Annotated in this window: 19 protein-coding genes; 8 read left to right on the forward strand and 11 right to left on the reverse strand. The window is 67.9% G+C overall.

All coding sequences use genetic code 11. The annotated features are described in order from the left end of the window. Positions 1-271: 271 nt before the first annotated feature. From R9X41_RS21250 to R9X41_RS21285, 8 genes are all read right to left on the reverse strand, one after another. Entirely contained in the window at positions 272-2,110 is a 1,839-nt protein-coding gene (locus R9X41_RS21250) for an alpha/beta fold hydrolase (RefSeq protein ID WP_318632427.1), read from the reverse strand. Beyond that, complete coding sequence (locus tag R9X41_RS21255; protein WP_318632428.1) at positions 2,107-4,635, reverse strand: glycoside hydrolase family 2 protein; 2,529 nt, start codon at positions 4,633-4,635, stop codon at positions 2,107-2,109. The genes R9X41_RS21250 and R9X41_RS21255 overlap by 4 nt, the downstream gene beginning before the upstream one ends. 13 nt (positions 4,636-4,648) lie before the next feature. Further along, positions 4,649-5,677: a DUF1839 family protein gene (locus tag R9X41_RS21260; RefSeq protein WP_318632429.1), complete on the reverse strand. Its 1,029-nt coding sequence runs from the start codon at positions 5,675-5,677 to the stop codon at positions 4,649-4,651. A gap of 4 nt (positions 5,678-5,681) precedes the next feature. Further along, positions 5,682-6,587, reverse strand: coding sequence for an amino acid--[acyl-carrier-protein] ligase (locus tag R9X41_RS21265; protein WP_318632430.1), 906 nt, complete (start codon positions 6,585-6,587; stop codon positions 5,682-5,684). Positions 6,588-6,594: 7 nt separating this feature from the next. After that, positions 6,595-7,767 (reverse strand): acyl-CoA dehydrogenase family protein, encoded by a 1,173-nt coding sequence (locus tag R9X41_RS21270; protein ID WP_318632431.1) that lies wholly within the window; start codon positions 7,765-7,767, stop codon positions 6,595-6,597. A gap of 31 nt (positions 7,768-7,798) precedes the next feature. Further along, a complete protein-coding gene (locus R9X41_RS21275; protein WP_318632432.1) occupies positions 7,799-8,041 on the reverse strand; it encodes an acyl carrier protein in 243 nt (80 codons plus the stop codon). A 97-nt stretch (positions 8,042-8,138) separates the two neighbouring features. Continuing rightward, a complete protein-coding gene (gene acpS / locus R9X41_RS21280; RefSeq protein WP_318632433.1) occupies positions 8,139-8,525 on the reverse strand; it encodes a holo-ACP synthase in 387 nt (128 codons plus the stop codon). Between the two features lie 718 nt (positions 8,526-9,243). Continuing rightward, the gene (locus tag R9X41_RS21285) at positions 9,244-10,224 is read right to left on the reverse strand and encodes an IS110 family RNA-guided transposase (RefSeq protein WP_318630940.1); all 981 of its coding nucleotides are present in this window, start codon (positions 10,222-10,224) and stop codon (positions 9,244-9,246) included. Positions 10,225-10,814: 590 nt separating this feature from the next. Here R9X41_RS21285 and R9X41_RS21290 point away from each other — a divergent pair. Genes R9X41_RS21290 through R9X41_RS21315 form a run of 6 tightly spaced genes read left to right on the forward strand, consistent with a single transcriptional unit; the run spans position 10,815 to position 17,807 of the window. Further along, positions 10,815-11,864: an ABC transporter substrate-binding protein gene (locus R9X41_RS21290; RefSeq protein WP_318632434.1), complete on the forward strand. Its 1,050-nt coding sequence runs from the start codon at positions 10,815-10,817 to the stop codon at positions 11,862-11,864. 22 nt (positions 11,865-11,886) lie between these two features. Next, on the forward strand, positions 11,887-13,590 hold the full coding sequence (locus R9X41_RS21295) for an ABC transporter permease subunit (protein ID WP_318632435.1): 1,704 nt from the start codon (positions 11,887-11,889) through the stop codon (positions 13,588-13,590). 7 nt (positions 13,591-13,597) lie between these two features. Then, on the forward strand, positions 13,598-14,638 hold the full coding sequence (locus tag R9X41_RS21300; RefSeq protein WP_318632436.1) for an ABC transporter ATP-binding protein: 1,041 nt from the start codon (positions 13,598-13,600) through the stop codon (positions 14,636-14,638). Beyond that, a complete protein-coding gene (locus tag R9X41_RS21305) occupies positions 14,635-15,363 on the forward strand; it encodes a GntR family transcriptional regulator (RefSeq protein ID WP_318632437.1) in 729 nt (242 codons plus the stop codon). Before R9X41_RS21300 ends, R9X41_RS21305 begins: the two co-directional genes overlap by 4 nt. A 22-nt stretch (positions 15,364-15,385) precedes the next feature. Next, on the forward strand, positions 15,386-16,357 hold the full coding sequence (locus R9X41_RS21310) for a dihydrodipicolinate synthase family protein (RefSeq protein ID WP_318632438.1): 972 nt from the start codon (positions 15,386-15,388) through the stop codon (positions 16,355-16,357). A gap of 4 nt (positions 16,358-16,361) precedes the next feature. Beyond that, positions 16,362-17,807, forward strand: a complete 1,446-nt coding sequence (locus R9X41_RS21315; RefSeq protein WP_318632439.1) for an N-acyl-D-amino-acid deacylase family protein — start codon at positions 16,362-16,364, stop codon at positions 17,805-17,807. 20 nt (positions 17,808-17,827) lie between these two features. Here the strand turns inward: R9X41_RS21315 and R9X41_RS21320 are convergent, their stop codons facing one another. Continuing rightward, positions 17,828-18,928, reverse strand: a complete 1,101-nt coding sequence (locus R9X41_RS21320) for an NADH:flavin oxidoreductase/NADH oxidase (protein ID WP_318632440.1) — start codon at positions 18,926-18,928, stop codon at positions 17,828-17,830. A gap of 96 nt (positions 18,929-19,024) precedes the next feature. Between R9X41_RS21320 and R9X41_RS21325 the strand changes: the two genes are divergently transcribed. Together R9X41_RS21325 and R9X41_RS21330 are read left to right on the forward strand one after the other, a co-directional pair. Then, a complete protein-coding gene (locus R9X41_RS21325) occupies positions 19,025-19,912 on the forward strand; it encodes a LysR family transcriptional regulator (RefSeq protein ID WP_318632441.1) in 888 nt (295 codons plus the stop codon). Between the two features lie 300 nt (positions 19,913-20,212). Further along, positions 20,213-20,488: a hypothetical protein gene (locus tag R9X41_RS21330; RefSeq protein ID WP_318632442.1), complete on the forward strand. Its 276-nt coding sequence runs from the start codon at positions 20,213-20,215 to the stop codon at positions 20,486-20,488. A gap of 12 nt (positions 20,489-20,500) precedes the next feature. On the opposite strand, the gene R9X41_RS21335 is transcribed toward R9X41_RS21330, so the two are convergent. Further along, positions 20,501-21,823, reverse strand: coding sequence for a type II toxin-antitoxin system HipA family toxin (locus tag R9X41_RS21335; protein ID WP_318632443.1), 1,323 nt, complete (start codon positions 21,821-21,823; stop codon positions 20,501-20,503). Continuing rightward, the gene (locus R9X41_RS21340; protein ID WP_318632444.1) at positions 21,820-22,101 is read right to left on the reverse strand and encodes a helix-turn-helix domain-containing protein; all 282 of its coding nucleotides are present in this window, start codon (positions 22,099-22,101) and stop codon (positions 21,820-21,822) included. The genes R9X41_RS21335 and R9X41_RS21340 overlap by 4 nt, the downstream gene beginning before the upstream one ends. Between the last annotated feature and the right edge of the window lie 34 nt (positions 22,102-22,135).

The raw sequence follows: 22,135 nt of genomic DNA on the forward strand, positions 1-22,135 counted from the left end.
GCTGTCTTGCCTGGAAGATTCGATGGATGAAATAACGCGGCTTTCAAAAGCAGGCTCGCTGCACGACGCAGCACGCCACATTCAGCTGGCAGTGAAAAGTGCCAAGTCGCTCAATGCAAACTTTGAAGACATATATTATTTTTGCATGGCGAACAGATGCAAAATGACCAACCCTCGCTGGCCTGAAATCCCCGAAGATTATGAGTTGCCGAAAAAATATAAAGTTAATTATATATTTCCCAGATAAACCAACCTACACGCGCCCCACTCGCTACCCGTAAGCCTGCTCCACATGCCTCACCAGCAGCTCACTCACCCGCCGCTGCGCCCACAGCGGCGTGAATGTATGGTCCGCCCCGTCGACCAAGTGAAAATGAAACTTCGGCTCCCGCTGCAACTTGGCCGCGCCCTCACCGAGGTGGATCTCCACCTCGTCCAACCCGCCGTCGTTGGCGCTGAACAGCATCACCACGTTCACCCCGCGATGCAGCAGCCCCTTGAACAAGGCCAGCACGTCGGTCGACTCCTGCAGCTGGCTCAAGGGAACCGTCTGTCCGCCCCGGGCGATGGAGCCGATGCGGCTGGCGACGCGTTTGCGCATCACGTTGGCCACACCGAAGGCGATGCGCTTCACGTCGACCTTGCCGCGCACCATACGGCTCCAGGTCTTGCGATCGAACGCACGCTCCCGGTAGAAGCGCAGCGAGCGGATGCCCTTGCGGCGGCGCGCTTCCAGTGAATCGCCCTCGCGCCAGTTGTAGCTCTGCGGGTTGATCATCACGATGCTGGTGACCGCCGGCTCGGCGATGGCGCCGCGGAACGACAGGTAGGCGCCCGAGCACATGCCCACCAGCACCACGTGTTCCACGCCCAGCGCTTTCAGGAAGGCGATGGCGTCGTGCACCTCGTCGATGGAATGGCGCGCGAACAGGTGGTTGTCGCGCTGGCCAGGCGAGGCCGGACTGTCACCGACGCCGCCGATGTCCATGCGCAGCGCGAGGAACCCCCGCGCCGCCAGCGTCCGGCCCTCGTGCACGTTCATGCGGTTGGGGCCGATGTGGTGGTTGGAGCCGGTGGTGACGAAGAGCACCGCGGTCTTGCCGCGCGTGGCGTGCGGCTCGACGGGCGCGGACAGGATGCCGAACAGGTTGCCGTGCGCACCGAAGCGCACCGGGGTGTCTCGCACCGGCACGCGGCCGTCGTCGACCGGCACCACGCCGTCGGTGTCGACGCTGGCGTGCGCGCGCTCGCCCTGCATCGGGTAGCGCGCCTCCAGCCAGTCGCGGACCTGGGTCAGCGCCTCGTCCGGAACGATGGCGTCGAAGGTGTCGCGCATCATGGCCGCGTAGCCGCCGACGGCGCTCTGCGTGACCTGGCAGCCGATGCCGTCGAGGTGACGCGAGAGCTTGTCGTTCTGCGGAATGTCGTCGCGCGCCAGCAGCAGCACATGGCGCCCGGCCAGGTTGTCGGCGGTGGCGAGGGCGGTGAGATCGAGCTCGGTCAGGGCTTCGATGGATTCGGGCGTGAGCAGGTAGCCGCCGGCTTCTTCGCCGGGTGAGTCTTCGCCAAAGGCAGCGTGCCGCTCGGCGCTGCCGTCGGCGTTGCGCATGCGGCGCATGGCGAGCATTTCGCGCAGGTAGAGCCGGCCCGAGGTGAAGGGCGCCCAGGCGACGATGCTGTCGGCGCGCGAGGCGGCCGCACCGGCAGTCGCGGCGGCGGCCAGCGCCAGGGTGCCGCCCATGCGCACACCGAACAGCGCGACCCGGCTCGCGCCGCTGGCCTGCTGGCCGAATTCGGTCGCGGCGGAAACGCCGTGCAGCCAGGCCGGCACGCGCGCCGGGTATTCGTCGGTGCCGGCGGAGTCGCCGGTGCCGTGGTGGTCGTAGCGCAGCACCGCGAAGCCGTCGAAGGCCAGGCGCATGGCCAGTTCGCGGTAGTGGCGATGGGTGCAGATGGCGTCGTAGCCGATCGGGTTGCAGAGCACGACCAGGCAGTCGCGGCTGCCGCCGTCGGGCGCGGCGGGCGGGTGGTACCAGCCGAACAGGCTGCCGTGCGCATGGTCGAAGGCGACCGGACGGGCGTCCAGGGATACGGGGAGCGTGCTGGTCATGGGATCGTTTCAGTCGCGGCCATCGTGGGCACGCAGCGTTCCACGCCGTTGGCCGCCTGCAGGCTGGCGCGCAGGCGTGCACCGGGTTGGCGGGCGAGCAGGACGACGGTCTGCTCACCGCCCGGCGCCAGGTGAAAGTAGTTGTGGCTGATGCGAAAACCCGGCGCGTCGATGGCAACGGCCTGGGCGAAGCGCGGGCAGCGCACCGTCATGCGCCAGCGGTCGGGGCCGTCCGGTACGAGGGTGGCGGTCAGGCCCAGGCCGGGCTGCACGGCGAAGCCATGGCCGAGGGGAAAGTAGAAGTCCGACCCAAGCACCTGGCCGGTGGCGGTGTCGCTCAGCACGGCATGCGCCACGTCGTGGCCGGCGGGACCGAACCGGTAGGTCCAGGTGCTGTCGGTGAAGTGGCCGAACAAGGCGTCGCCACGAATCTGCGCGCTGCCGTGCGCCGGCACCTGCAGGGTGGCGCTGCCGTGGGCGACCGGTTTCTCGCCATGGCGGTAGAGCGTGAGCTCGACCTGGGCGGCAATGGGCCGCGGGCTGTCATTGACGGCGTGCAGCGCCAGGCCGTTCACGCCTTCGTCGGTCATGAACAGGCCCACCGGCGCCATGCCGCGCTGCAGGTAGAACCAGGCGGCCTTCGGGCAGCCATAGGCGTCGATCACGCCCCAGCCGGCGCCGGGCCAGAGGTCACGCAGAAACCACACGATGGCGCCGGCGCAGCTCGATCCCTGGCGGCGCCATTCGCGCAGCGCGCCGAGCATGGCCTCGCCGCTGGCCAGGCGGCCGAGGGCCAGGTAGCGCTGCATGTCGGCGTAGCGCAGCCGCATCGGGTCGACGCCGAACAGCTGCGCCAGGTAATGGTCGCGCACGTCGTCGAAGTCCCAGCCGGCGCTGCTGTCGCGCGGCACGCGGGCTTTCCAGCGCGGATGGTGCAGGGGCGACTGGCCGTCGGACAGAAAGCGGTCCAGCGTCTCGGGCTCGGGAATGTTGGCGAAGGCCAGGCATTCGGAGGTGAAGCGCACGCCGCTGCGGCGCGCGTCGGTGATCGGCTGCAGGTAGGCGCCGACGCCGAAGTAATGCGCCGCGCCGGCATCGACCTGGAAGGGCAGCACGCCGCCGGCCGGGCTGGAGGGCCAATACGGCACGTCGGGCCGCAGTTGGGCGCCGATGGCGGGCAGTACCTCGCCGAAGAGCCGGTTGCGCCACAGCGGCTGCTCCAGGCCGAGCATGGCGGCCTGCTGTTCGATCTCGCTGTTGCCGCAGAGCAGGCCGATGCTGGGCGACAGCCGGGTGCGCTGCAGGAACTGCCGCGCTTCCAGCTCCACCCCGGCGACGAAGCCGGCGTCGTCGGCCGGGTAGTCCATGTTGGCGAACATCCAGTCGTGCCAGAGCAGGATGCCGAACTCGTCGCACAGGGCGTAGAAATGGTCGGCCTCGTAGAACATGGTGCCGCCCACCCGCAGCATGTTCATGCCGGCGTCGCGCGCCAGCCGCAGGGTATCGCGCGCGGCGGCCGGGTCGCCGATCAGGGTGAGGATGTCGGTCGTGGTCCAGCAGGCTCCGCGGCAGAACACACGCACGCCGTTGATGTCGAGCGCGAAGTCGTCGCTCTGGCTGTGCAGGGTGACGCTGCGAAAACCGGTACGGCCCAGGTCGCGGTGAATCACGGTGCCGGCGGCCCACACGCGCACGTCGACCTGGTAGAGCGCCGGCTCGCCGTGGGTGTGCGGCCACCAGCGCTGCGCCGATGCCACCGTGACGCCGCCGCTCGCGGCCCAGTGCCGGGCGTCGAGGCGGCGCAGCGTCAGCGGCGCCCGCGCGTCGCCCACGGCCAGTTCGGCAGCGAGGTCGGCCGCCGTGTCGTCGCCGGTGACGTGCAGCACGCCGTCGAAGGCGACCACGCCGGCATCGCCTTGCAGCGAGGCGACGGCGTCGCAGCGCAGCCATTCGACGGTGCCGCGTTGCAACAGCCGCACCGGCTTCCAGGGCCCGATGGCGGGCGCGGCCGGCGACCAGCCGGGAATGCGGCCGAGCAGGCTGGCGCGGATCCAGCGCAGCTGCTGCTGTTCGACCAGCCGGGTGCGCCAGCGCGGGCGCGGCCGGCGCGCGGCGAGCGCCTGCTGCACCGAGGCGAAGCGGATCAGCAAGGTATGGCTGCCGGCGGCCAGGCGCCCGGTGACGTCGACTTCGTGGGCCAGGAACATATTGTCCGAGCGCAGGATGGATTCGCCGTCGAGCCAGCATTCGGCGAGCGTGGCCAGGCCTTCGAAGACCAGCACCGTGCCGGCTTGCGACGGCGTGGTCACGTCGAAGCGGGCCCGAAACCAGACGTCCTGCGTGTCCAGCGGCGGCAGCCGGTCGAAATCGGCCTGGCCGCCGGCGAAGAGCGCGGCCATGGCCGTGCCCGGCACGACGGCGGGCGTCCAGGCGGATTCGAGCTCGGACAGCGCGGCCGGGTCGGCCGCGACGCCGGCCGGCAGCACGGCCATGGTCCACTCGGCGACCAGGGCGGTGGGCGTCATCGTGCCGCCTCGATCAGCCGTAGAGCCGCCGCAGGCTGTCGGTGCCGGTGGACCATGCGCGGGCCATGCCCTCCAGCAGTTCCTGCGACTGGATGGCGCGGCCGTTGTTCACCGCGCGGGCGGTCTTGAGCAGCAGCGCCTTGGTGCCGGCCGATATCTCCTGGAACGCCTCGCGGGCCACGCCCAGGCCCGGCTGGCCAGCGCCCGAGAGCCAGTCCAGGTAGCTGGCCGCCAGCTCGAAGTTGGCGCCGAGCTGGCGCATCGTGGCGAAGGCGTAGCGGTGGTAGAAGGGCAGGCCCTCGCGCTGCAGCCAGGCGACGTCGTCCGGGAACCGTCGTGCAAAACGCTCGATCGGGTTGTGCGCGGGCAGGCGCTGCAGGTGCGAGCGCAGCAGGCGCAGCGAGGTGGTCACCAGCTCGTCATGCGGCGGGCGGCGCAGCCGGTCCACCCGCACGAACTCGGCGAAGAAGGGCATGTAGGCCGGATCGTCCGCGTAGCCGAGCCGGAACAGGTGCGTGAAGTCGTCGCCCGACAGCTCGAAATAGCCGGCGTTGTGGAAGTAGCCGAGCCGGCGCTGCGCGAGGTCGATCGCGTTGATGACGATGGTGCTCTTGGTGTGCTGCTCGCGGTAGTCGGTACCGGCGGTGTCGGGCATCCAGAAGGCGTCGGCCTCGGTGATGACCAGCTTGCCTTCGGCCACGTGGTGCAGCGCATGGTCGAGGATGTTGCCGCGCCACACGTTGAGCTCTTCCACCTCGATGCCGTAGACCTCCTGCAGGTCGCGGTGCGGTGGCTTGAAGAAGGTCCACTGGTCGCCCTCGAAGCCCAGCGCCACGGTAAAGCCCAGCATCGCCTCGGGTTGCAGGCCGAGCGCGTGCAGCGCCTCGATCCACACGTCGGCATAGCAGTTCTTCTGCACCCAGGCCTGGTCTTCGCGGTGCAGCGGGTGCACGCGGTAGTCGGCAGCCGACAGCGGCACCACCGCGCAGGCGGCGGGCGAGGCCGCGACCGCCGCTTCTTCCAGGGGCAGGGTGGCGCTCATCGCGTCAGGTCCAGAGCTGTGCGCGCACGTCCTCGGGCCAGGCGGCCGGGTCGAAGCCGTGGTGTTTGAACAGCGCCATGCAGACGCGCTCCAGGCCGAAGCCCAGGCAGGCGGTCTGCGCGAGTTCGCCGGTGGACTGGCGAATCTCGAAGGTGCTGGAGAAGTAGTCCTGGTGGTAGTTGAAGGAGCAGACCGCGGTTGGCTTCTCTTCGGAGATCACCGGCACCACCACTTCGAACTTGAGCTTCTGCTCGCGCTGCGCGTTGGCGAGAATCTTGCCGACGCGGCCGAAGAAGGGGTCGGTGGCGACCTCTTCGTTGGCCGGCAGGCCGAGCGAGCGCAGCAGATCCAGGCCACGCTGCAGCCACATGTCGCGCCAGGCCAGCACCTCGTCGGGCGAGCCCACGCGCACGAACTCGCGCACACGGAAAGCCTGCATGCGGGTCGGCTCGTCGGATGGCTCGTGGCGGAACACCCAGTGCGTCATGTCCACCAGCCGCCCGCCTGCCGGCAGCGTGCCGGTGAAGCTGGGGTAGACCGGGTAGCAGGCGGCCGGAATCAGGACCACGCCGGTCCGCGCCATCAGGTCGTCGTAGGACTCGCCGTCGGCGATGCGCTGCACCAGCTTGGGATGGTCGGACGCGCAGCCGCAGAAGCTCACCACGCCCATCGCCAGCTGCGGGAACGACTTCATGTAGCCGCTCTTCTCGAACACGCCACGGGCGAGCGTGGGCGGAAAGGTGAACTTCTCCGCGCCGTCGGCCTCGGCCACGCGGCCGACCAGCGCGTTGAAGCGCTCCAGCACGTCCTCGAAGACGGCGTTGCGGCCGAACACGCCGGGCTCGCCCGAAGGCACGATCAGGCCGTGGGCGACCAATCCGTCGTAAAGCGATTTGGAGTCGTACTGCATGGAACTCTCAGGTGTCCTTGTAGACCAGCAGCATCGAGGCGCTGCGGGCGTAGATGCGGTCGTTGCCCACCATCAGCTGGGCCGAATGGGCGTCGCGCAGATGGCGGCCCAGGCTGAACTTGCTGTCGTTCTTGTAGCCCTGGATGCCGCAGATCAGCAGCGCCTCGTGCACCACCTGCACCATCAGCGTGGAGCAGGAGATCTTGAGGTTGTTCATCTTGAGCGCGAAGCCGATCGTCAGCAGCGACTCGTTGCCCGCGTCGCTGGCCTGCAGCTCCTGGCATTCGCGCGCCACGTCGTGCACGTTGGAGCGCATCGACTGCAGCGTGTTGGAGAGCTCGGCCAGGCGCAGCGCGGTCGGCGGCATGGTGCCCGGATCGCGCCGTGCCGCCGCCCGCACGAAGGCCGCCGCACGCGACATGGCGTCGGTGGCGATGCCCAGCCACAGGCCCGACCACAGGATGTGCGAGTACGGCACCATGGTCTGGCTCGACGAATCGGCGTAGTCGCCCGGCAGGATCTGCGCCGCCTGCCCGCGCGAGCGGAAACGGAAACCCGGGCTGCAGGTGCCGCGCATGCCCAGGGTGTCCCACTGCGAGGTCTGCTCCAGCGTGAACTGGCCCTTGCGCGCCAGCACCATCACCTGGTCGCTGCGGGCGGCGCCCGGGTCGCGCCGGCAGGTCACCAGCAGGTCATCGGCGTGCGCACCGTAGGAGACAGTGGTCGCGTCCTTGTTGAGCACGAATTCGTCGCCGTGGACTTCCACCGCGCAGATGCTGGAACGGGTGTCGCCGCCGATGCCGACCTCCGACGTGATCGAGCCGATCAGCAGTTGCCGCTCGACGAGTTCACGGCAGTAGTCGCGAAAGTATTCGGAGCCCAGGCCGTGCCGCACCACGCAGGCGACCTGGATCTGGTGCATGGCGAACACCATGGCGCTGGCCGCGCAGTACTGGCCGAGCGCGGTGCAAACAGCGGTCAGTTCCAGCATGCCCATGCCCATGCCGCCGAGCTCCACCGGCACCAGGGCCGACAGCAGCCTGGCTTCCTTCAGCGCGGCGATGGATTCGGCGGGAAAGCGCGCGTTGCGGTCCACGTCGGCCGCATGCAGCGCCGAGATCTCGCTGCCGATGCGGTGGGCGAGCGCGACGGCGGCGCCCTGCTTGGAGTCCTGGCTCATGGCGGTGCGACGGTGGGCGAGCGCGGGGCGCTCAGTCCGTCAGTTCCTCGATCGCCTCGCGGATCGCCGCGATGCTGCCGAACACACCGCGCTTGAGCATGCGGTCCGGGAACTCGATGTCGAACTTGCCTTCGAGCGCCAGCATCACGTTGACGCTGGCGTGCGAGGTCAGGCCCGCCTGGTAGAGGTCGCTGTCTTCGGCCAGCGTGGCGACGTCGGCGGACAGGCGCCCGTGGTCCTTGAGAATCTGGCGGATGTCGTCGGTGGTGCTCAATTTCTTATCCCGGTAAATCTCAAGCGCACTTATAACGTTTGCTTACTGCGCGGAGTCTATTCCAGCCAGCAAGCGATTGCACTCGAAGTCGACCGGATCAGTTCGTCACTGTGGCGGCGACCACCGCGACGGCCGCCGAGCGTTCGTGGCTCAGGCACACGGAAAAATGGGTCAGGCCACCGGCCTCGGCCAAGCGCCGGGCGGCGTCGTGCAAATGCAACTCGCACCAGCCGCCGGGCATCTTGACCACTTCGATGGAGCGCCAGGGGATGCCGCCGTCCGGGGGGCGGAGCACTTTCATGCAGGCTTCCTTGGCGGCGAAGCGTGCGGCCAGGCGTTGGGCCATTTCGGTGCCGCCGGCCTCGCAGTAGGCGATCTCGGCGTCGGTGAAGATGCGCTCGAGGTAGCGGCGGCCGAAGCGGTCGCAGGATTCGGCGATGGAGGCGATTTCCACCAGGTCGGTGCCTACGCGGACTTGGGTCATGGCTTGGGGGATTTTGTTTTTCTGCCGAGGCGGCTTGTGGACTTTGCTCTTTTCTGAGCTGGCTGCTTCTTTCTTCTTTTCTTCTCTTTGCCGACGGTGGAGCTGGGGGCTTGCGCGCCCCCAGACCCGCGGTGACTTTCTTTCCTCGGAAAGAAAGTCACCAAAGAAACGCCAAGACGAGCTCGAGGCTCGGTCGGGCCATCGCTTCGCTCGGCCTGGGGAATGTGCCTTCGGGACGCTCTAACGGCAACAGTTTGGACAAGGGTCGATCCAGTGCCTCTGCCCCTGCTTCGCAGGGTCGGGGCTGAGAGGGTAAGGACAGGCGACCGCACTGAGCACGGTGAGGGGGCCGCGCTGATTCGATCGCCGCGCGCGCTGCGCACCGTGGTCCAGGTCACGCCTTGATGGCCCACCCGCTTGTGCGCTGCTTCGGGTCGATGTTCGAGCGCCACGCCCAGTATTCCGCCAGGGCACTTCGCATGGCGCCTGCGCGCGCCGCCAGTGCGGTCGCCTGTTCTTACCCTCTCAGCCTTGACCCGCGAAGCGGGGCCATGGCTCTGGATCGACCCTTGTCCAAACTGTTGCCGCTAGAGCGTTCGAAGGCACATTCCCTAGGCCGAGCGAAGCAATGGCCCGACCGAGCCTCGAGCTCGTCTTCCAGGCAACTTTCTTTGGTGACTTTCTTTTTTGCCAGAAAAGAAAGACACCGTGTTGATCGTCAAGCCCTGGCCGAGCAAGCCAGGCTCGGATCGAACGGTTTTCCCGATCGAAGTACGCCAAAAGCGATCGCCAGCAACTTATGCATGCACGCCACCAAAACGACCTTGTTGGGTTTGTTCTGCGCCTTCAGACGTTGGCTGAAGGCCTTGATCACCGGGTTGAAGCGGCTGGCCGTCATGGCCGGGAAGTACAGCGCCTTCTTCAGTTCTCGATGCCCCTGCGCATGCGTGCCGTGATGCTTGTTGAGCGATGTGCCCGACTGCCTGATCAACGGCGAGACACTCGCATACGCCGCCAGCGCCTTGGCCGACTTGAACCGTTCGGGACGTCCGATGTAGGCCAGCAATTGCGCCACCGTCCGCTCTCCAATGCCCGGAATGCTCTGCAGCAGGCCGTCACGCCTTTGAAGATCGGGATCGTCGTCGATGGTCCGGCGGATCCTGCGCTGGACTTCCTCGATCGATTTCGTGAGCACTTCGATCATCTCCTGCAGCGAAGCCTGCACCGCACCGTGCGCCACGTCCAGGCGATTGAGCTCGCTCTGGCGCATCTGCTGCAGCGTGTCCAGTCGCGCCACGAGTGCCTGCAACTCCCGCACCGCCTTGCTCGGCGCCTCCCACGCCTCAGGCCGCGTCATCCGGCAGAACCTCGCCAGGCTCCTGGCGTCCGCACTGTCGGTCTTGTTGCGCGTGCCCTCCACCTCGATGAAGCGCTTGACCTTCATCGGGTTGGCTACCGAGACCAGAACACCCCGGTCATGAAGCGCGAGCGCGAGCAGCTCGTGGTACGTGCCGGTGGCCTCCATGCAGACATGCACCTGCGAGATGCCGCCCGCAACGTGTGCGGCCAACCAGTCGAGCAAGGCCGCACAACCGCCCGCCGTGTTGGCAAAAACCTTCGTCCTGTACTTGCCCTGTTCATTGAGCAATGCCGCATCGAGCTTGGCCTTGCTGACATCCACGCCCACTTGAGAGTTCATCGCCGTGACTCCGCAAAAACGCACGCTATCCGACTCTCCCAACCTGATACGCGGGGTCAGCCAGCGGCCCGCGCGGGCCGCTGGCGCCCCAAGACACCGTTCGAGCTACGACGTCGAATCCGTCACCGTGCACCAGTCTTTCTTGCAGGATCTGATCCCAAGTTACCGCACAGGGTCACCGCAACGGGCCTCCTTCGCGCGAAGGGAAGCTGGCCCACAAGGTATCAGTTACCGCGGGTCTGGGGGCGCGCAAGCCCCCAGCTCCACCCTACGAACCAGTAGAAGAAAAGAAAAAAGAAGAGCCCGCTCAGCAAAAGACCACCCCCCCAAATCGACCCCCCGCAGAGAAAAGAACAAGAGCCAAGAGCGGCAGCCCAACGCCGCACCAAGAGGGTGACCCGCCCCCACCAGCGCAACAAATCGGTGCGCTCCTCAGCACCGAATCACCAATAAAAACCCCGCTCCCAAGCGAAAAGCCCAACCCGATCACAGTTGGTATACCAATGGCATGCATCCTGCATTCCACCGGTCGACGGCGCTAACCCGAAGCCCAGCGCCGCCCCAAAACCCAACCACTCGCGGAACCGTTCATGAAGAGCAAATTGCAAAAGCTGGCCAGCGCCCTGGCCGCCGCCACCGTCCTGATGGCTGCCGCCACCCAGGCCGCCGAACTGAACTTCGCCAGCGGCGGCGGCGCCTACCAGGCCGCCATCCGCGACGCCTGGCTCAAGCCCTTCAGCAAGGAAACCGGCATCAAGATCAACGAGGACACCGACCCGCAGGTCGCCAAGATCAAGGCCATGATCGACACCAAGTCGGTCGCCTGGGACGTCACCAGCCAGAACAGCGCCCGCCTGGCGCGCGGCGTGAAGCTCGGCGTGTTCGAGAAGATCACCCCCGACATGGTCGACCAGAAGAACGTGATTCCCGGCGCCCGCAACGACTACGGCGTGCCCACCGAGATCTTCGCCACCAACATCGGCTTCTCCACCAAGGCCTTCCCCGCCGGCAAGCCGCAGCCATCGACCTTCGCCGACTTCTGGGACGTGACCAAGTTCCCCGGCAAGCGCACCCTGCAGGACGACCCGTCCACCGTGCTCGAAGCCGCGCTCATCGCCGACGGCGTGCCGCCGGCAGACGTCTACAAGGTGCTGGCCACCCCCGCCGGCGTGGACCGCGCGATGAAGCAGATCGAGAAGATCAAGCCGCACATCGCCATGTGGTGGAAGAACGGCGCCGAGCCGGTCAATGCCCTGGGCAGCGGCGAAGTGGTGATGGCGCTCGGCTGGAACGGCCGCTTCCAGGCCGGCATGGATTCGGGCCTGCCCATCTCCATGGGCTGGGGCGACTCGGTCGCGCAGGTGGGCTACATGGCGCTGGTCAAGGGCGCGGAACACCGCGAAGAAGCGATCAAGCTGCTGAACTTCATCACGGTGCCCAAGAACCAGGCCGAGTTCAGCAAGTACATCGCCTACGGTCCGACGACCGAGCTGGCGTTCCCGATGATCGACGAGGCCCGCAAGCAGCGCCTGCCTTCCACGCCCGAGCGCCTGAAGCGCGCGATCTTCATGGACTCGGAGTTCTGGGAGAAGAACGGCCCGGCGATCGTCGAGCGCTACAACGCGATCCGCGCCCGCTGATCCCCCACGGCGACGACGCTCCATGAACAGCACCGCCCTTCCCCTGGCACCGTCCGCGACGGCCGGCGCCGCAGCGAGCCGGCCGCGCCGGTGGAACCGCGCGGCGCTGCTCGCCGCTGCGCCGCTGCTGGTATTTCTGCTGCTCTTCTTCGTCGGGCCCATCGCGGGCCTGATGAAGGAAGGCTTCTTCCAGGACGGCCAGCCCAGCCTGGCCCATTTCCACCACATGCTCGATGCGCCGATCTACCGCATCGTGCTGGGCAACACCTTCACCATCGCGATCGCGGTCACGCTGTCGTGCGTGGTGATGAGCTACCCGCTGGCCTACCTCATGGCCAGCGTCAGCCCGCGCATCGCGCGGCTGCTGTTCTTCGCGGTACTGCTGCCCTTCTGGTCGAGTGCGCTGGTGCGCACCTCGGCGTGGATCGCGCTGCTGGGCAAGAACGGCCCGCTCAACGCGCTGCTGACCGGCGTCGGCTTCATCGACCAGCCGATCGCCTTTCTCTACAACTTCACCGGCGTGATGATCGGCATGACCCATGTGCTCATGCCCTTCGTGGTGCTGCCGCTCTACGCCTCCTTCCGCGCACTCGACGGCACGCTGGTGCAGGCCGCGCAGAGCCTGGGCGCGCGCTCGGTGGCCATCTTCTGCAAGGTGGTGCTGCCGCTGACCAGCCCCGGCGTGGTGGCCGGCGGCATCATCGTCTTCATGAACGCGGTGGGCTACTACATCACGCCCTCGCTCATGGGCGGACCGGGCCAGCGCATGGTGGCCGAGCTGATCTCGCACAACATCACCGAGGAGCTCGACTGGGGTCTGGCCGGCGCGCTGTCGGGCGTGCTGCTGGTGACGGTGCTGGCGTCGATGTGGCTGTTCAACCGCCTGTTCGGGCTCGACAAGCTGATCAGCGGCTCCGGCGGCAAGGGCAGCGCCCAGGCCGTGGCCCGCCGCACACCGGGTGGCCGGGTGAGCGCGGTGGCGGGCATCGCCTGCGCGATCTTCCTGGTGCTGCCGATCCTCATCGTGGTGCCGATGAGCTTCGGCACCTCGGAGTTCCCGATGTTTCCGCCCGCCCACTACGGCCTGCGCTGGTATGAAAACTTCTTCGAGGAATCGAAGTGGATGAACGCCTTCTTCTCGAGCATGAAGGTGGGCCTGGCGGTGACCGCGCTGGCCACGCTGCTGGGCACCAGCGCGGCCATCGGCGTGCACAAGATGAAGTCGTCCTTCGCCGGCTGGCTCGACGCGCTGTTCGTCATTCCGATGGCGGTGCCGGCCATCGTGACCGCCGTCGCGCTGTTCTACCTGACCGCGCCGCTGGGCTGGCTGGCCAACTCGGTGGCGGTGATCCTGGGCCACACGGTGCTGGCCGCGCCTTATGTCTACATCACCGTGCGCGCCGCCTTGCGCAGCTTCGACTCCAGCCTGGAACTGGCCGCGCTCGGCCTGGGCGCGAGCTGGCCGACGATGTTCCGCCTGGTGATGCTGCCGGCGCTGCTGCCGAGCCTGATTGGCGGCGCGGTCTTCGCGTTCGTCACCTCCTTCGACGACGTGGTGATGGCGCTGTTCCTCACCACCATCCGCAACCGCACCCTGCCCAAGCTGATGTACGAGGGCGTGCGCAACGACTTCGATCCGACGGTGATCTCGGCCTCGTGCCTGCTGATCGCCGCCACCGCCCTGATCCTGCTGGCCAATCTGCTGCTGCGCCGCAAGAACCCCTGAGCCCGACATGAACGCATCCACCACCCACGCGTCGCCCCAAGCCCGGAATCCGCGCCCCGAGCGCCAAGGCAAGGACCTGGTGCTGACCGGCATCCGCAAGTCCTATGGCAAGACCCTGGCGCTGCCCGAGGTCGACCTGTCGGTCGCCCGCGGCGAGTTCTGCACCCTGCTCGGCGCCTCGGGCTCGGGCAAGACCACGCTGCTGAAGATCATCGCGGGCTTCGAGGCGCCTGACACCGGCGCGGTGCGCATCGCCGGCCGCGACGTGACCCGCACGCCCATCGCCGATCGCAACATCGGCATGGTGTTCCAGAACTACGCGCTGTTCCCGCACATGACGGTGTTCGACAACGTGGCCTTCGCGCTGCGCATGCGCAAGCTCAACCACGAGGACGTGCGCCGCAAGGTCGGCGAGGCGCTGGAACTGGTCAGCATGAACACGCTGGCCGACCGGCTGCCGGGCGCCCTCTCCGGCGGCCAGCAGCAACGCGCGGCCCTGGCCCGCGCGCTGGTGTTCACGCCCGACATCCTGCTGATGGACGAACCGCTCGGCGCGCTCGACAAGAACCTGCGCCAGGCGATCCAACTGCAGCTCAAGAAGCTGCACCACGACCTGGGCCTGACGGTCGTCTTCGTGACCCACGACCAGGACGAGGCGATGAACCTGTCGGACCGCATCGTCATCATGGAACAGGGCCGCATCGTGGAAGCCGGCGCGCCCGAGGCGCTGTACCGCCGTCCCGGGTCGGCCTTCGTCGCCGGCTTTTTGGGTGAATGCAACTTCGTCGACCAGGGACCGCGCCGGCTCGCCGTGCGGCCCGAACATGTGCGCCTGGGCGCCGCGCTGCAACCGGCCGACCTGCGCCACGAAGGCCGGGTACTCGCCGCCACCTTCTGCGGCCTGCATTGGAAGGTGTTCATCGAGTCGCAGGACCGCACCGTCGTGGCCTACGCGCCCACCGGCCTGGCCGAAGCCGAGCGCCGCCCGGGCCAGGCGCTGGCCTGGGGCTTCCATGCCGACGACGCGATGGAGTTCGCCGCCGCATGACGACCGCGATCAACGCGACGGCCGCAATCAACGCAAGCCCGGCGACCTCCCGCACCGCGCGCGTCGACGACCTCGCCCCGCCCGCTGCCAGCGAATCGCCGGACCTCGCCGACGAGGCCTATCACGCGCTGCTGGAGATGATCCAGCTCGGCCGCCTCACCGCCGACCGGCCGCTGCAGGAACGCGCGCTCGCCGCCACCCTCGGCATCTCGCGCACCCCGCTGCGCGAGGCCATGAGCCGGCTGATCGGCGGCGGCTTCGCGGTGCGCACCGCGCGCGGCCAGCTGATGGTGCGCGAGCCCACGCTGCGCCAGTACCTGGAGATCCTGCAGATGCGCACCCTGCTCGAAGGCGAGGCCGCCGCCTCGGCCGCGACACGCATCGACGCCCAGGTCGCACGGTCGGTCATCGCCCAGCTCGAAGCGCACCGCGCCGCCGGCGACACCGGCAAGGACGAGAATCACCGCATCGACAACCTGGTGCACGACACCATCGCCCAGGCCAGCGGCAACCAGCTGATGGCCCGCACCATCCACGACCTGCGCATCAAGGCCCGCACCTTCGACCAGAACGGCGCGCCCGACCGCTTCGGGCCCGGCATCGAAGAGCACATCGTGCTGTTGCAGGCCCTCATCGCCCGCGACCCCGAAAGCGCCCGCAGTGCCATGCGACGCCACCTCGAAAGCGCACGCGCCGGCCTGGTCGCGCGCCACACCAGCCTCTGACCCGATTCACCGCCCCCGCACCATGAACAGCACCGCAAACCGCATCGACGAAAGCGCCTCCGGCGTCTACATCATCTCGGCCACGCCCTTCACCGACGATGGCGCGCTCGACCTCGACAGCACCGACAGCCTGGTCGACTTCTACCTCGACAAGGGCGTCTCCGGCATGACCATCCTGGGCATGATGGGCGAGGCGCCCAAGCTCACCGACGAGGAGTCGCGGCTGTTCACCCAGCGCGTGCTGCGCCGGGTCGCCGGCCGGGTGCCGGTGATCGTCGGCGTGAGCCATGCCGCGCATCAGCAGGTCGAGCGCATGGCGCGCATGTCCATGGACCTGGGCGCCGCCGGCGTCATGCTCGCGCCCACGCCCGGCCTGCGCACCGACGACCAGGTCTATGGCTACTACGCCAGTGTGATCCGCCTGCTCGGGCCCGACGTGCCGGTCTGCCTGCAGGACTTTCCGCAGAGCACCGGCACTTGGACCTCGGTGGAGGTGGTCAACCGCCTGGTCGACGAGTTCGCGCAGGTGGTCATGTTCAAGCACGAGGACCTGCCGGGCCTGAAGAAGCTCTCGCAGATCCGCCGCCAGGGCGAGCCCGCCGGGCGCCGCCGGCTGAGCATTCTGGTAGGCAACGGCGGGCTGTTCCTGCCGCAGGAGATGCTGCGCGGCGCCGACGGCGCCATGACCGGCTTCGCCTATCCGGAAATGCTGGTGCAGGTCTGCGCGCTGTTCGCCCAGGGCAAGCCCAACGAGGCTGAAGACCTGTTCGACCTGTACCTGCCGCTGCTGCGCCACGAGTTCCAGTACGGCATCGGACTGGCGCTGCGCAAGGAAACCCTGCGCCGCCGTGGCGCGATCCGCAGCGCCTACGTTCGCCGCCCCGGCCCGGTGCTGGACGCCACCGACCTGGCCGAGCTGCAGCGCCTGACCGACCGGCTCGAAGCGCGCCTGGCGCAGCGCGCCGCTTCGGCCGAACTGGTGAAAGCGGCCTGACGCCATGGCCACCATCGCCCCACAGGAATTCGATCTCGTCATCGCCGGTGCCACCGTGGTCGACGGCAGCGGCGCGCCAGGCTTCGTCGCCGATGTCGGCATCGCCGACGGCCGCATCGCCGCCGTCGGCGCCCTGCCCACCGCCGGCCGCGAGCGCCTGAACGCCGCCGGCCGGGTGCTGGCGCCCGGCTTCATCGACGTGCACACCCACGACGACCGCGCCCTGCTCACGCCGGGCGCCATGGACGCCAAGCTCTCGCAAGGTGTGACCACGGTGGTCACCGGCAACTGCGGCCTGAGCCTGGCGCCGGGCGCGGTGCGCGGCGCCATTCCGCCGCCGCTGGACCTGATCGCCACGCCCGAGTGGCTGCGTTTTCCGCGCTTCGCCGACTACCTGCAGGCGATCGACGCCGAGGGGGCCGCCGTCAACGCCGTCTGCCTGGTCGGCCATCTGAGCCTGCGCGCCAACACCATGGACCAGTTGGAGCGCACCGCCACGCCCGCCGAATGCGACGCGATGCAGCGGCTGCTGGCCGACGCGCTGGACGCCGGCGCCTGGGGCCTGTCGACCGGCACCTTCTACCCACCGGCCCGGCACGCCAGCACCGACGAGATCGTGGCCGTGGGCGAGCCGCTGCGTGCGCACGGCGCGCTCTACGCCACGCACATGCGCAACGAGGCCGAGAAGGTGCTCGATGCGCTCGACGAAACCTTCGAGATCGGCCGCCGCCTGGGCGTGCGGGTGCTCATCTCGCACCACAAGCTCGCGGGTGTGGCCAACCACGGCCGCTCGGTGGAGACGCTCAAGCGCATCGCCGCGGCCATGGAAAAGCAGCCGGTGTCGATCGACTGCTACCCCTACAACGCCTCCTCGACCGTGCTGCGGCCGGAGTTCGTGGCGCGTGCCTCGTCGGTGCTGGTGAGCTGGTCGACCACCATGCCGCAGCATGCCGGCCGCGCCCTGGCCGACATCGCCCGCGAGATGGGCTGCAGCGACGAGCAGGCCGCCGAGCGGCTGATGCCCGCCGGCGCCATCTATTTCATGATGGACGAGGCCGATGTGCGGCGGATCCTGGCGTTCCCCAAGACCATGGTCGGCTCCGACGGCATGCCGCACGACGAGCACCCGCATCCCCGGTTGTGGGGCACCTTCCCGCGCGTGCTCGGGCACTACGCCCGCGAGGAGAAGCTCTTCAGCCTGGAACTCGCGGTGCACAAGATGAGCGGCCTCACCGCGCAGGAACTCGGCCTGCCGGGCCGTGGCCTGATCGCGCCGGGCCATGCCGCCGACCTGGTGATGTTCGACCCGGCCACGGTGGGCGACCGCGCCACCTTCGCCGACCCACGCGCGCTCAGTGCCGGCATCGACCGGGTGTGGGTCAACGGCCGCACCGCCTTTGCCGACGGCGCGGCGCAGGACGTGCACGCCGGCCGCGTGCTGCGCCGCTGAAGCACGGCCCGTACAGGGTCTTACTGCGCCACGCGGTAGCGTTCCAGCCAGTGTGCGTACGGCGCCGGCAGCAGCCAGGTGGGCTTGTCCTGCTGCAGCTGCATCGCCGCCTGCGAAGGCCAGTGCGGATTGGCCAGGTGGGCGCGGCCGATCATGACCAGGTCCATCTTGCCGTCGGCCACCGCCTGGTTGGCGATGGCCGGCGAGTCGATGCCCCACGACGACGCCACCGGCAGGCCGGTCTCGCGCGCCACCCGCTCGGCGATCGGCGCCAGGAAGGCCGGTCCCCAGGGAATCGCGGTGCCCGGAAACGAGAAACCCACGCTCACGTTGAGCAGGTCCAGCCCTTCACGCCGGAAGCCCTTCACCAGCTCGATCGATTCCTGCAGCGTCTGCTCGTCGCGTCCGTCGTACTCGATCACGCCGAAACGCGCGGTCAGCGGCAGGCGCTCGGGCCACACCTCGCGCACCGCCGCCAGCGTTTCGAGCAGGAAGCGCGAGCGGCCTTCCAGGCTGCCGCCATAGGCGTCGTCGCGCTGGTTGGTCTGCGCCGAGAAGAAGGTCTGCGCCAGGTAGCCGTGCGCGAAATGCAGCTCCAGCCATTCGAAGCCGGCGTCGCGCGCGCGGCGCGCGGCAGCCACGAAATCGGCCTTCACGCGGGCGATGTCCTCCAGCGTCATCGCCTCGGGCACCTGCGGCAGGTTGGCACCGTAGGCCACGGCCGAAGGCGCGATCGTGGTCCAGCCGGCCGGGTCGCCCGGGGCGATGTGGTCGTCGCCCTCCCAAGGCTTGTGGGCGCTGGCCTTGCGGCCGGCGTGCCCGATCTGGATGCCCGGCACCGCACCGGCGGCCTTGATGCTGGCCGCGACCCGGGCCAGGCCTTCGGCCTGCGCGTCGTTCCAGATGCCCAGGCAACCCGGCGTGATCCGGCCCTCGGGCGACACGCCGGTCGCCTCGACGATCACCAGCCCGGCGCCGCCGCGCGCCAGGCTGGGGTAGTGCACGAAATGCCAGTCGTTGACCAGGCCGTCGACGGCGCTGTACTGGCACATCGGCGGCACCACGATGCGGTTGCGCAGGCTGACGTCCTTGAGCTTGAACTCGGAAAAGAGATGGGGCACGGGTAAACCAGAAGAGTGAAACGAGGCTGGCCAGTCTAGGCAGCCGTAGTCATAATGAAAACCATCAACTCCTTATTACTTCGATAAGACTTCGTAATGCTTCACCCGCATTGGCTCAAGACTTTCGTGGCGCTATCCGACGCCGGCAGCTTCACCCGTGCGGCCGACCGGCTCGGGCTGACGCAGGCCGCCGTCAGCCAGCACATCCGGCAATTGGAAAAGGCACTCGGCCCCTTGCTGATCCGCCGGCCGCGCGGCGTCGAGCTCACGCCCGCCGGCGACGCGCTGCTGCGCTACTGCACCGAGCTGGAACAGGCCGACCAGCGGCTGCAATGCCGCTTGATCGACAACGAAGCCACCACGGGTGAGCTCACGCTGGTCACGCCCGGCAGCATCGGCCTGGCGATCTACCCGCTGCTGCTGGACCTGCAGGCCGAGCATCCCGGCCTGGTGGTGCGCCATCGTTTCGCGCCCGACCGCGACGTGCTCGACGCGGTGCTGGGCCGCACCGACGAACTCGGCCTCATGACCTACCGCCCGGAAGACGGCCGCATCGCCACCTCGCCCTTCGTCGAAGAGCCATTGCAACTGGTGCTGCCGCGCGGCGCCCGCGCCGACTGCTGGGAAGACCTGGTCACGCTCGGCTTCATCGACCACCCGGACGGCCGGGCCATGGCGACCCGGCTGCTGTCGCGCCACTTCCCCGGCAACCCCGGCGTGCACACCCTGCCCTGCCACGGTTATGTGAACCAGATCGGCCTGATCCTGGAGCCGGTCGCTCGCGGCCTGGGCTTCACCGTGCTGCCCCGCTACGCCGGCCAGGCCTTCGCGGGCGCCACCTCGCTGCGCGTCATCGAATGCGTGCAGCCGGTCGTCGACATGCTGTGGTTCGTGCACCGCGCCGAATGGGCGCAGACGGCGCGGGCGGCCCGGGCGATGGGGTATCTGCGGGAGCGGATGCCGGGGGCCGTGGTGGCGGTCTGAGGCGGCGGTAGCCGCAAGGCCGGCGGGATCGCCGACCGGCGGCACCTACAATTCGCGCGCTGCGTGCATCGGGACGCAGCCGGGTTTGGAAGCCCGAACAACTCACAGACGCAACGCTGCAGCTCGCCACCGGCGAGTTGCAGCGTTGCCGTTCGTGCCCCTGTTTATGGCGGCTCGGACAGGAGGACGAAAGTCCTGCCGGTTTGCGCGAGTTGTCCGGTCTTCCAACCTGCTCGAGCCGCCGCCCTCGTTTGGAAGCGGGTGCGGTGGCCTTTGCCATCACAACTTCGAAAGGCCATCATGGCTGACCAAACGCTTGTCTCCCTCGCCCGCGACGCCGCGACCGAAATCGCCCAGCTCCGCGATTTGCTCGGCGCCTATGTCGGGCTGGAAACGCTCATCGAACCCCATCCTGACGCGGACGATTTGCTGGTCGACCGCCGCCAGCTCGGCGCCCTGCTGCGCCTGATGAACGGCGGCGTGCACCGCCAGCTGGAGCTGACCGAAAGCCTCGTCGGCTCGATGCTTGGCCGCACGCAAACCCTGCCGTCGCAAGTTTTGAGGCCCGCTAGTTGAGGCAGTGGCATTTCATCGGCGCCCGAGCAAAGGGGATCGTCCGACCTTTTCCACCTCCGGCTTGACCCTCGGCGCGATGTCCGAGAGCCCGGCCTGCGCGATCGGCGCATCCAGCGAGGGCAAGCTCCACGCCTTCTGCAGACGCAGGCTGTTCATGCCCTCGTTCCAGGCGTGCAGCATGCGTTTGCCGGTTTCCCGGAATGCCGGATAGCGTTCGATCGTCGTCAACACTTGCGGCATGACGGCAACGATGGCGTCGCAGATTCGCTCCACCCGTTGCCTGGTCTCACTTGGCAAGACACCGCATCGCAGCTGCAAGAAAAGCTCCAACGATTTACCGGGCTTCCAGGTGCTACGCCCCTCCACCGACATGCCGGGTGGGTTCTTGGCGTAATCGTCGTAGACCGAGGTGGTCAGCATGTCGTAGACCGGCGCCAACACGATGTCGTCGCGGCCGGAGTAAAGCAAGGCGATGTTCTTGGTGTGGCAATCGGCATTGCGCAATGCGTAGGTCAGCAGCAGCATGTCGGCGAGTTGCGACAGGGCTGCATTCTTTTGCGCAGGATCTGCCACGATTGCCTTGATCCGGCCGCTCACCTGCTCCCACGTCGCCTGGTATTTTTCTTCCGGTCGCAGCAGAAGCAGGCTGCAGAGATCCTCCATACCCTTGCGCCGCACGCCGTCGTCTTCGAAATCGAAGCGATGCACGACGAGCGCCTGGCCGTCGTCCGAGACTTCAGTCATGGCGCAAGCGATGCCGGCTTTGCGCGACACCTCCATGCACAGGTGCTCATTGAGCGCGACACCGGGCAGCCGAGCCGTCGTGCCTTTGACGATGTAGCGGTTCATCGCCAACGTGGCCTTGCCGTGTCGGCCCAGGGTATTGGGCGACAGGAACTTGGGCACCACGCCCGAAACGCCGGACGCTGCATATCGCCGCACCAGATCGACGAAGGCCTCTTCCGAGTTGTCGCCCCGCAGGATGCTGCGAACCTCGAAAGGCACTGGCGGCTGGGTCGGGTTGGCACCCGGCGCTGCCACTTTGATGCGGCCGATGGCATTGCGGCCGACCACCGCCAGGAGGCTCAGAGGTGAAGCACCGACCTGGGGCGCCAATTGCTCTTGCAGGATCGACAACAGAAAGCCTTCGGGCAGGTTCATCCGGAAGATCGGGTGCAGGTCCGGGTAGGCGTACGACTCGGTGCGCACCGGCATCTGCAGGGAGACGAACTCCGCCTCATCGACCGCATCGTGATAGGTCATCACATGTCGAAAACCGTCGGTCGAATCCAGCGTCGCGACCGGGCGATCGTGCACGAAGACATGAAGGCTCATACGGCACCCCGGCCCCGCAGGGCCGCAGATCGCTGTTTTTCGGCCAGCGCGTCGTCCAGCGTGAAGACATGGTTGACGGGCACAAAGCTCAACTCCACGCCCAGTACTTCCATCAGCCTCAGCAGTTTGCGCGAGCCGAACTCCGCCACGCGGCCGGATTCGAAACGAGCAAGCGTGGACTGGCCGAGCCCCGACAACTCGGCGAGCTGGCGCTGTGTCATACCGCGCTCGCGCCTCAGCCCGGCGACCGCCGCGCCCAATTCAGGAAGCTCTTTCATGCCGTATTTGCTATTGAATAATCGGCCTCCAGAG

The sequence above is a fragment of the Xylophilus sp. GOD-11R genome (assembly GCF_033546935.1).
Taxonomy (GTDB): domain Bacteria; phylum Pseudomonadota; class Gammaproteobacteria; order Burkholderiales; family Burkholderiaceae_C; genus Xylophilus.